This is a genomic window from Bacillus badius NBRC 15713, assembly GCF_001591605.1.
GTDB classification, from domain to species: domain Bacteria; phylum Bacillota; class Bacilli; order Bacillales; family Domibacillaceae; genus Pseudobacillus; species Pseudobacillus badius.
Genome location: NZ_BCVF01000020.1, coordinates 57,880 through 66,799, shown reverse-complemented (window position 1 = coordinate 66,799; position 8,920 = coordinate 57,880). Strand labels below are relative to the sequence as shown.

The window sequence follows — 8,920 nt, the reverse complement described above, 5'->3', positions numbered from 1 at the left end:
CCCAGTATTGCGGAAGTAGTTCAGTGGTAGAACACCACCTTGCCAAGGTGGGGGTCGCGGGTTCGAATCCCGTCTTCCGCTCCAATTATTTTGGCGGCATAGCCAAGTGGTAAGGCAGAGGTCTGCAAAACCTTTATCACCGGTTCAAATCCGGTTGCCGCCTCCATATATGCCGGTGTGGCGGAATTGGCAGACGCGCACGACTCAAAATCGTGTTCCGTGAGGAGTGTCGGTTCGACCCCGACCACCGGTATCTATAACGTTGATATAACGGCATTGAAAGACGCTTACTATCGTTAGTAGGCGTCTTTTTTGCGTACGATCCTACATTAAATGGTCGTGCGCCTGTTTAATGATCGTTAAATGCTCATAAATATAACGGGTTATTTTCTTCATGGAAACTATGAACTTCAATTATCTTAATATTAAACTTATAATTAGTTAAAGATAGCTTGAACATCATTCTATTGTAGAGAGGGATAGGTGTGTATTTATACCACATAGTATTTGAACAAGATGATGATAGATATGCAGATCCGCAAATAGCTTTAAATAAAGGGTTGAGCAACAATACAGCAGCAAGATTTTATTCGAATGGCGGCCGTTTGTTTCCAGAGTTAACAGCTCTCACCAGACCTTTATATGCCGAACAATGGATTGACTTCAGTATGGCATTTGGTGCTGACTTTGGTCCTGTCTCCGAACATTATCTAAAGTTCCCAATGGTTACTGAAAAAGTTTTAGTTTTTAATCGAGAAATATCAAGTGATTTATTTGCTTATGTAGAAGATGAGTATATGAAAGGAGAGACTGGTGAAGAAGGCTATTTTACTAAAGGACTCCCTTCTAAAGAAGATCTAATGAAACAATATTGGGAAAGTATGATGGTGGCAGACGAATATTTAAAACGAAAACCTTATAAGCATCCTGAAATTTTAGTTTTTGAAACAATAGAAAAACATTTTCTTGAGTATATATAGTAATTATGATTTTTAAAAATCTCTTTTGGGGTATCATAGTTGTGCCTAGAATGCCAGCTGATCCATTATTAAAAGCCATGGAAGAAATAGACAATGGAGAACGCATTAAGCTTTAAAAGTGTTAGCTGTGAGACATTTGGGAAGGAAACAGCTATCTATTGAGGAAATAACGAGGTTAAATGAGGACGATATGTATTAAGTGGGAGGATCAGTCCATGCTAGCTCTTCGTCCTTCATATAACCATGTGTGTAAAGGCACTATCTAGTTCTTTAGCGATTAACTATTAGAACAACTTAAGATCGCTGAATAAAACAACAAGAAAACTGAAAAATCCCGCAGACAGGAGCAGCCCAGTAGCTGCTCCTGTGCGGGATTATTCGATGACTTCTTTAATTTGTTTGACGTAAAAAAAGCGGACGATAAGATAATAGATGATTTGGATCACAAGAAAGCTTGTCAGCACCATAGCCGACTCTCTGACTAGATTATAACTGAACATCCTTGAGAGGGAGGTCAGGGCAATGGCACCGTGAATAAGGGCTACGGCCATCGGTGCGAAGAAGAGCAAGGCCGTCTGGCGATTGACGATTTTCTTCATTTCTGGTACGGTTAAGCCCATTTTTGCGATCGCTTGGAACTTTGTTTTATCCTCAGCCAGGTCAGTGAAAAGGCGGAAATATAGAAAACTTCCGGCTGATACGAAAAAGACAATGCCAATAAATAGTCCAATAAAGAGAATAGGGCCGTATCCTTTTTCAATTTCATAAAGAACGAAATCTGTGGAAAAGAAGGCTCCTGGTTCATAGTGTTCCTGCAGAAGTTCTCCAGCTTTGCGCAGCTGCTCCGGTTTATTCTTTTCCGATGCAATCCAGACAAAATGATGTTTTACTTTTAGCGGCTTCGGCAGCTTCTTGTATGTTTCTTCGGCGACAATCATGTAGCTGTCAACGTTTGGATAGGCATCAGCTTCTACCTGACGGCTTGGCTTAACGGTTTTTCCATCAGTAAGTGTGATGGATTGCTGCATCCATTTATCCGCATGATCATTTTGATTGAGGTTTGCTATGCTTTGTTTAGCGATTACCGCTTCTCCAGCTTGAAGATCCAGCTGTTTTTTGCCAAGGAGTTTGGCCGCCTTGTTGTAGTCTTTGGCGTTGAGAACGAGAATGCCGTCAGGCTTGTCAGCAAAAGGAAGGTACATCTCTGTCATGTCCAGCTGCTTTGCATCAATTCCATTTTGAGCAATGGTATTTTTCGCATATTGTACGTTTTTTTGAATGTTTTCTGTCTGATCATAAGGATGATAACTGTACGTAAACGGATTAGCCTGAACGATAGCCTTTGTCAAATATGAATGCGTTCCATACAAGGCGCCGATTGCACTGAAAGCAACTGTTGAAATAATAGCTACCATGAAAAAGGAGCGGGCATTATCCTTCATCCGGAAAGCCAAGTCTGAAAATAAGATCATATTTGTGTTGCGCCAGAAAAGGGACTCGTTGCGTTTTAAACGGCGAATGATAAAGACATTTAATTGGCTGAATAACAGATAAGTCCCGATAATAACGACCACGATAACGGGCACCATGGCAACGATGACGCTCATCCCTTTAACATAAAGTGCTGTCCCATATCCGCCCAGCAGTAAAAGCACAGCCAGGATAGACAGAAGCATGGAAGCTTTCGGTTCATCTTTCGGCTTCTTATCTCCTTTAATCAAGTCCACCAGCTTGCGTGTGCGTAAAATGAAGGAGACAAACAATGAAATAAATAAAAATAACAGGATAAATGAAACAAACGTAATAAGCACGGCTGAAAGCGGCCAGTAAAAATGAAGACTCTCTTCAAAAATAAGAACATTTTCAGCCAGAAGCAGAATGAGCTTAGCAAAGACCAGCCCGAGCAAAATGCCGCTGATCGTAGCGAATAGCCCAATCACCATGTTTTCCATGAACACCATCAGCCGGATTTGCTGGGTGCTCATGCCCTGTATCATCAGTAAGCCAAATTCCTTTTTTCGTGATTGCAAAAAAGCACTCATTGAATATAAAACGAAAAAGAAGGAAAAGACATAAATAATCCCGCCAGCTACAGTCAGGCCAAACATGACATTTTTATTCATGTCACTATTCTGAAACGACGGATGAAAAGCAAAGATGGCAAAGGTAAAGAACACCATAACCGTGAACAGGCTGCTTAGAAAATAAGCAGCGTAAAGACGCTTGTTGCGGAAGACATTGTTAAAGGCGAACTGACGAAAAGTCATGATCGTTCCCCCCCAGCAAGGAAAGTGTGTCAATGATTTGCTGGAAAAAGCCTTTTTGGCTGTCTCCGCGATAAATCTCAGAATAAAGCTTGCCGTCACGGATGAAAACTACGCGGTCCGCATAGCTTGCTGCTTGCGCTTCATGCGTAACAAGAAGTGTCGTCATCTTGTCGTTTTTATTTAATGCGGCGAGCAGTTCCATCACATCTTTAGATGACTTGGAATCGAGGTTTCCTGTCGGTTCATCGGCAAGTAAAAGCTTTGGATGATGGATAATAGCCCGGGCAACAGCTGCCCGCTGCGCTTGTCCTCCTGAAATCTCGAAGGTGCGTTTGCCCATAATGCCTGCAATGCCCAGCTTCTCCGCTACAGTTCTTGCTTTTTCTTTCATTTCTTTCACATTTTTTCCATCGAGCGTAAGGGGAAGGACGATATTCTCTTCCACTGTTAACGTATGAAGGAGGTTAAAATCTTGAAATACAAAGCCAAGCTCACGCCGCCGGAACTTCGCCAGTTCATTTTTCTTTAATCGGTGCGGGTTTTGCCCGCCAATGGTGATTTCTCCGGTTGTTGGCTCATCAATCGTTGCCACCATATTTAATAATGTTGTTTTTCCGCTTCCGGAGGGGCCCATAATGGCGACAAATTCTCCATCCTCTATAGATAAATCAATATCAGTCAGAGCGCGGTAAGCTACTTTCCCTTCATAAACCTTTCCGACTCTTTTCACTTCAAGCATATGCTTTCTCCTCTCTCGCTTGTACTGATGCCAGTGTAGCGCATAGTGCCAGAGGCGTGCTATAGACTTTCCTTTCACTTTTCTTACATCGATGTAAGGTTTTGCGAAGGAGGAAACACGAGTCGGAAAATCGATCCTTTTCCAACTTCCGATTCTACTTCCAGCCTGTGTCCGAGATAATGGCATACCTCATTTACAAGATACAGGCCCATTCCAGTTGATTCTCGGTATTTGCGCCCGTTCGCACCGGTAAAAAATTTATGAAAAATCCGCTTTCGATCCTCCGGCGGAATGCCAATGCCCCAATCTTGTATTTCCAGTATGGCTGCTCCCTCTCTTTCATAAAGAGAAATTTCAACAGAGGAGCTTTTTCCCGCTGAATACTTGACGGCGTTTTGCACAAGCTGTTCAAGAATAAAAACCAGCCACTTCTCATCAGACTCCACCATGATGCCAGGCCGTTGCTCCTTAAACCGGGGATAGACACGGTTCCGAATATAGAAGCGCTTGTTTTCTGAGTTGACGGCCTGTACGGTCTGTGCAAGTGCCACCGGCTTGATTTGAAAGTCTTGGTTAATTGTCCGCAAGCGTGCATTATAAAGAACCGTATTCAGGCTGTGGCGCATTCTCTCTGTTTCTTCCCGGATATTTGAAGAGTCGGGCTCATCAAGATTTTGGGCGGTCAGTTCAATAACAGAAAGCGGGGTTTTCATTTGATGCACCCAGCGGTCCATAAATTCAAGCTGTTCCTCCTGCCGCTTTTCAGCTTGCTGTAAAGTCGTCATATAAAGCTGATACTGTGATTTCAACAAGGTATCTAATGCCAGCGCCGCAGGAGAAGATCCGGTTTTTTCCAAAGCTTCATCAGGAGAGGAAAGGCCGTTTTGCAGCTTTTTATAAAACAGGTGGCGGGTTATAGCTTGATAGAATAGATACAGCACCAGGAAAAACAGGCTTAAAAAAACGGCATACAGTAAAGCAGAAAAATGATGATAGCCATCTAGCCACAAAATAAGGGAGATGCTAGAAAATTGGATGAGCTGGAGCGTGATTAATAGTAAGTGTTCGCGAAAAAACAGCTTCATTCTTTTCCAGACCCCCATGTGACGTTCAACAGGTAGCCGGTGCCGCGTACAGTTTCGATTGCCTGTTCAATTCCAAGCTCTTGCAGTTTTTTGCGCACCCGTGCGATATTTACATTTAATGTGTTTTCATCCACCCATGCCTGGTCATCCCATAACCTCTCCAGTAAATCCTCTCTCCCTGCTACCCGCGGATAACGGTCGATCAAGTGTTCAAGAATATCTGTTTCTTTTTTCGTCAGGCGAAGCTCCTGACCGGCAAAATGCAATTCAAGTCTCTCGGGATAGAGGCTTAGTCCTTTTAATTCCAATATCTGTTCCTGATGTTTAGCGGAATAGGCGCCGTAAGCCCGGCGCAGCTGGCTGCGGATCTTAGCCATAACGATATCCGCATGAAATGGCTTGGTAATGAAATCATCGCCCCCGTTTTCTAAAGCCATGACTTGATCCATTTCTCCTGTTCGTGCGGAGATGAAAATGATTGGACAAATAGACACGAGCCGGATCTGCCGGCACCAATAGTAGCCATCGAATTTAGGCAAATTAATATCCAGTAAGACGAGATCGGGCTTTTCTTTATGAAACTGTTCGATAATGTGGTCAAAGTCGTTTGCGATGACGCCTTGAAGTCCGTATTTTTCAATAAAGGTTTTTAAATGATGTGCAATTTTAGGGTCATCCTCTATAATCAAAATGGTTTCCATTACATTCTCTCCTTCATCAACTGGTCTATTCCTTTAGTACACGTTGAATGTTTTCATTTTCCCAGTTGTTGTCAAGATTGATTATAACATGAAGCTTTTGTACACGAAGAAAGCACCGAATGTAAGAGGCGCAGAGGGAGGAGAATGAGAGGAGGAATGTCAAAGGTAAGTGGATCGAATGAATGTAAACTGAGTAGGCTGTAAGTGGTTTGGAATAAAAGCATTGCATGTGAACGAAGGGCGAATGTTTTTCGCTGATCATGAGGAAATTGCGCCGCCGTTTTTCCTGAAATAAAGGTGAAGGATAAAGCGCCAGGATGATAGAATAAATGCTGGAATACATCGTTTAAGGAGTGGTGTGGCCATGATGGATGAAGAAGCAGTTATTTCGATGATTAGAGAAGACCCATGGATGATGGAAATATTAACAGCCGCAAAAACGCTGGATTTGCCTGATTGGTGGATATGTGCCGGATTTATTCGTTCAAAGATCTGGGATAGTCTCCATCATTTCACTGAAAGAACTGCTATTCCAGATATCGATGTCATTTATTTTGATCCGGCAACGATGGATAAACTGGAGGAAAAAAAGCTTGAAGAAAAACTTAAATGTCGTCTTCCTGATATTCCCTGGTCCGTAAAGAACGAAGCTAGAATGCACATCAAAAGCCATATGCCTGCTTATTCTTCCTCAGTTGACGCTATCTCCAAGTTTCCGGAAACGGCCACAGCTTTAGGCGTGAAATTGGATGAGGCAAATAACATACTATTAACAGCTCCCTATGGAATTAGCGATGCCATCCATTTAAAGGTGAAGCCCACTCCTTTTTTTAAGAAGAAGGAACGAATGGACATTTACAAGCAGCGTATCCTTAAAAAAGATTGGCGATCAACGTGGGAGAAATTAACTATTTATTATGATTGAATTAAGCGTGTCATAGAACGTTTGTTAAAGAAGAACGTATGGCGAGGCGCCCGTGGAACGATTCTGCCATTTATGTTAATATATAGAAATGAATAACTGTTCAGCAGATTAGCAGAATGGATAGGGTTTGATGGAGGGACTGCAATGAATGTTAAAAAGCTCGTTCTTGTTTTTTGTCTAGTTGCAGCCGTTGCGGCCGGGGCAATTGGGACGGCCTTTGTGATTATTACCTCGAGCGATCAGTCACAAACAAAAGAGGCTAAAAAGCTGGCAAGCAAGCCAGTAAAGTTCGATAAAAAACAAATTGAAATCGGCGGTGAAAAGAGCGACCGGCTTCCTAAGCTGATTGACGGAAATGAGCCGCAGGTAACAACCGTTATGCATAAGATGACACATCAAAAGGTACTCGCCCGTGAAAAATGGGGAGCGATTGAGATGACTCCAGAAAATATTAAAATAGTAAAAGAGCATGTGCTGGCCAATCACTTTAAGTCGGAAAAGTTCTTTCTGGAGATCCTCAGTCGCTGGGAAGCCGGAGATTTTACCAAAGTGGATAAGGATCATAATGCCTTGTGGGAAGAGCAGGACGGGAATATTGGCGAGGCAAAGAGAATCATGACAGAAGAGCAGGAGCAGATGTTTATTGAGGAAAATTTCAGGTAGTCTAAGCCGATGCTTTGAAAGGCTTATGATAGAGAAAAAATGAAAATCCTCTTGAATTCGACAATGTTTTTTTATATAATGAAATACATGTTATGAATCACACACTCTCTTGCGGGTGTAGTTTAATGGTAAAACCTCAGCCTTCCAAGCTGATGTCGTGGGTTCGATTCCCATCACCCGCTCTCTATTATATTGTTATTAACGCAATGTTTTATTCCTTGCTGGATAAGATGTTGCGTTTTTTAATTTTCGGATCGGATGACAACATACTGGCGGCCGTTTTAAGGTGCTGCTTCTTTGCTTAGGAAAGAAGCATAAAAGACGAACAGGCTGTTTTTATAGATATATTTGACTCATATATTCCTTGAAGGGAGGGAGAGCCATGGATTACAGAGCATTAAAACAGGAAATCATTGAGTACAGCCGGGAAATCGGCATAGATAAAATTGGTTTTGCTTCTGCGGCTCCTTTTACTGAATTGAAAGACCGGCTGCTGCGCCAGCAGGCACTGGATTATCAATCGGGATTTGAAGAGAAAGATATCAATAAGCGGGTGGAGCCCTCCAGAATTTTTGATGAACCCCGTTCCATTATTGCGATCGCACTGGCATACCCTTCTAAGATGAGAGAATCCGTGAAAGGCAAGCAAGGTGCAAGACGAGGGATTTTTTGCCGGGCTTCCTGGGGAGAGGATTATCATACAGTGCTGCGTGATCGTTTAAGCAAATTAGAGGCCTTCATCGCAGCAAAAGCGCCAGAAGCCCATTTTCGCTCGATGGTGGATACAGGGGAGCTTTCTGATCGGGCTGTTGCTGAACGTGCCGGGATTGGCTGGAGCGGCAAAAATACGTCGATTATCACTCCCGAATTTGGCTCTTACGTTTATTTAGGGGAAATGATCACTAACTTGCCGCTGGAGCCGGATAAGCCGATTGAAAACCGCTGCGGCACGTGCACAAAATGTCTGGATGCTTGTCCAACCGGTGCTCTTGTGCAAGGAGGGCAGCTGAATGCGAAGCGCTGCATTGCCTTCTTAACCCAAACAAAGGATTTCATGCCGGCGGAATTTCGCGACAAGCTGGGGAATCGCCTGTATGGTTGCGACACCTGCCAAACCGTGTGCCCCGAAAACAAAGGCATCGATTTTCATCTGCATGAGGAAATGGAGCCGGACCCAGAGGCAGTGAAACCGCTTCTTGAGCCGCTGGTCAGCATGAGCAATAAAGAGTTTAAGCAAACCTTCGGCTCCATGTCGGGCTCCTGGAGAGGGAAGAAGCCGATTCAACGCAATGCAATTATTGCACTCGCGCATTTTAAAGAGGAAAGCGCGCTGCCTTCTTTAATGGATGTGCTCTTTCACGACGTTCGCCCAGTTTTAAGAGGAACCGCCGCTTGGGCCATTGCCAAAATTGGCGGGGAAAAAGCCCGGGAGGCACTTATTTTGGCGAAAGAGAAAGAAAGTGATTCTGCGGTGAAAGAAGAGATCGAGAAAGGAATCAGCCTACTGAACTAACATGAACAAGGAAGGTCCTGAATAGATATAGAAAAAAGAACTGTTCA

The 8,920-nt window shown here is 43.3% G+C and carries 8 protein-coding genes and 4 tRNA genes; 8 read left to right on the top strand and 4 right to left on the bottom strand.

The features are described 5' to 3' along the window. Positions 1–9 precede the first annotated feature (9 nt). The 4 genes from BBA02S_RS11525 to BBA02S_RS11510 all read left to right on the top strand — a co-directional run bounded on the left by BBA02S_RS11525 (position 10) and on the right by BBA02S_RS11510 (position 980). Positions 10–84, top strand: a tRNA-Gly gene (locus tag BBA02S_RS11525). A gap of 8 nt (positions 85–92) precedes the next feature. Then, positions 93–166 (top strand) — tRNA-Cys (locus BBA02S_RS11520). 5 nt (positions 167–171) lie between these two features. Next, positions 172–253: transfer RNA gene (locus tag BBA02S_RS11515), tRNA-Leu, on the top strand. A gap of 232 nt (positions 254–485) precedes the next feature. Next, positions 486–980 carry a hypothetical protein gene (locus BBA02S_RS11510; protein ID WP_041114044.1) on the top strand — a complete coding sequence of 165 codons (495 nt, stop codon included), beginning with the start codon at positions 486–488 and terminating at the stop codon, positions 978–980. Positions 981–1,354: 374 nt separating this feature from the next. On the opposite strand, the gene BBA02S_RS11505 is transcribed toward BBA02S_RS11510, so the two are convergent. From BBA02S_RS11505 to BBA02S_RS11490, 4 genes are all read right to left on the bottom strand, one after another. After that, complete coding sequence (locus BBA02S_RS11505) at positions 1,355–3,247, bottom strand: ABC transporter permease (RefSeq protein WP_041114045.1); 1,893 nt, start codon at positions 3,245–3,247, stop codon at positions 1,355–1,357. After that, positions 3,222–3,986 carry an ABC transporter ATP-binding protein gene (locus BBA02S_RS11500; RefSeq protein WP_041114046.1) on the bottom strand — a complete coding sequence of 255 codons (765 nt, stop codon included), beginning with the start codon at positions 3,984–3,986 and terminating at the stop codon, positions 3,222–3,224. Before BBA02S_RS11500 ends, BBA02S_RS11505 begins: the two co-directional genes overlap by 26 nt. Positions 3,987–4,069: 83 nt before the next feature. Continuing rightward, on the bottom strand, positions 4,070–5,071 hold the full coding sequence (locus BBA02S_RS11495; protein ID WP_041099042.1) for a sensor histidine kinase: 1,002 nt from the start codon (positions 5,069–5,071) through the stop codon (positions 4,070–4,072). Continuing rightward, on the bottom strand, positions 5,068–5,772 hold the full coding sequence (locus tag BBA02S_RS11490; RefSeq protein ID WP_041114047.1) for a response regulator transcription factor: 705 nt from the start codon (positions 5,770–5,772) through the stop codon (positions 5,068–5,070). Before BBA02S_RS11490 ends, BBA02S_RS11495 begins: the two co-directional genes overlap by 4 nt. 364 nt (positions 5,773–6,136) lie before the next feature. Here BBA02S_RS11490 and BBA02S_RS11485 point away from each other — a divergent pair, with 364 nt between their 5' ends. From BBA02S_RS11485 to queG, 4 genes are all read left to right on the top strand, one after another. Further along, complete coding sequence (locus BBA02S_RS11485) at positions 6,137–6,697, top strand: nucleotidyltransferase family protein (protein WP_082028197.1); 561 nt, start codon at positions 6,137–6,139, stop codon at positions 6,695–6,697. Between the two features lie 144 nt (positions 6,698–6,841). Continuing rightward, positions 6,842–7,360, top strand: a complete 519-nt coding sequence (locus BBA02S_RS11480; protein ID WP_052477344.1) for a DUF6241 domain-containing protein — start codon at positions 6,842–6,844, stop codon at positions 7,358–7,360. A gap of 111 nt (positions 7,361–7,471) precedes the next feature. After that, positions 7,472–7,542, top strand: a tRNA-Gly gene (locus BBA02S_RS11475). Between the two features lie 200 nt (positions 7,543–7,742). After that, entirely contained in the window at positions 7,743–8,873 is a 1,131-nt protein-coding gene (gene queG, locus BBA02S_RS11470; RefSeq protein ID WP_041114048.1) for a tRNA epoxyqueuosine(34) reductase QueG, read from the top strand. The last annotated feature ends 47 nt before the right edge of the window (positions 8,874–8,920 follow it).

Bases quoted from the DNA above. Each gene is read 5' to 3' on its own strand.
- BBA02S_RS11485 (WP_082028197.1), top strand. From the start codon at position 6,137: ATGATGGATGAAGAAGCAGTTATTTCGATGATTAGAGAAGACCCATGG.
- BBA02S_RS11480 (WP_052477344.1), top strand. From the start codon at position 6,842: ATGAATGTTAAAAAGCTCGTTCTTGTTTTTTGTCTAGTTGCAGCCGTT.
- BBA02S_RS11490 (WP_041114047.1), bottom strand. From the start codon at position 5,772: ATGGAAACCATTTTGATTATAGAGGATGACCCTAAAATTGCACATCAT.
- BBA02S_RS11495 (WP_041099042.1), bottom strand. From the start codon at position 5,071: ATGAAGCTGTTTTTTCGCGAACACTTACTATTAATCACGCTCCAGCTC.
- BBA02S_RS11500 (WP_041114046.1), bottom strand. From the start codon at position 3,986: ATGCTTGAAGTGAAAAGAGTCGGAAAGGTTTATGAAGGGAAAGTAGCT.
- queG (WP_041114048.1), top strand. From the start codon at position 7,743: ATGGATTACAGAGCATTAAAACAGGAAATCATTGAGTACAGCCGGGAA.
- BBA02S_RS11505 (WP_041114045.1), bottom strand. From the start codon at position 3,247: ATGACTTTTCGTCAGTTCGCCTTTAACAATGTCTTCCGCAACAAGCGT.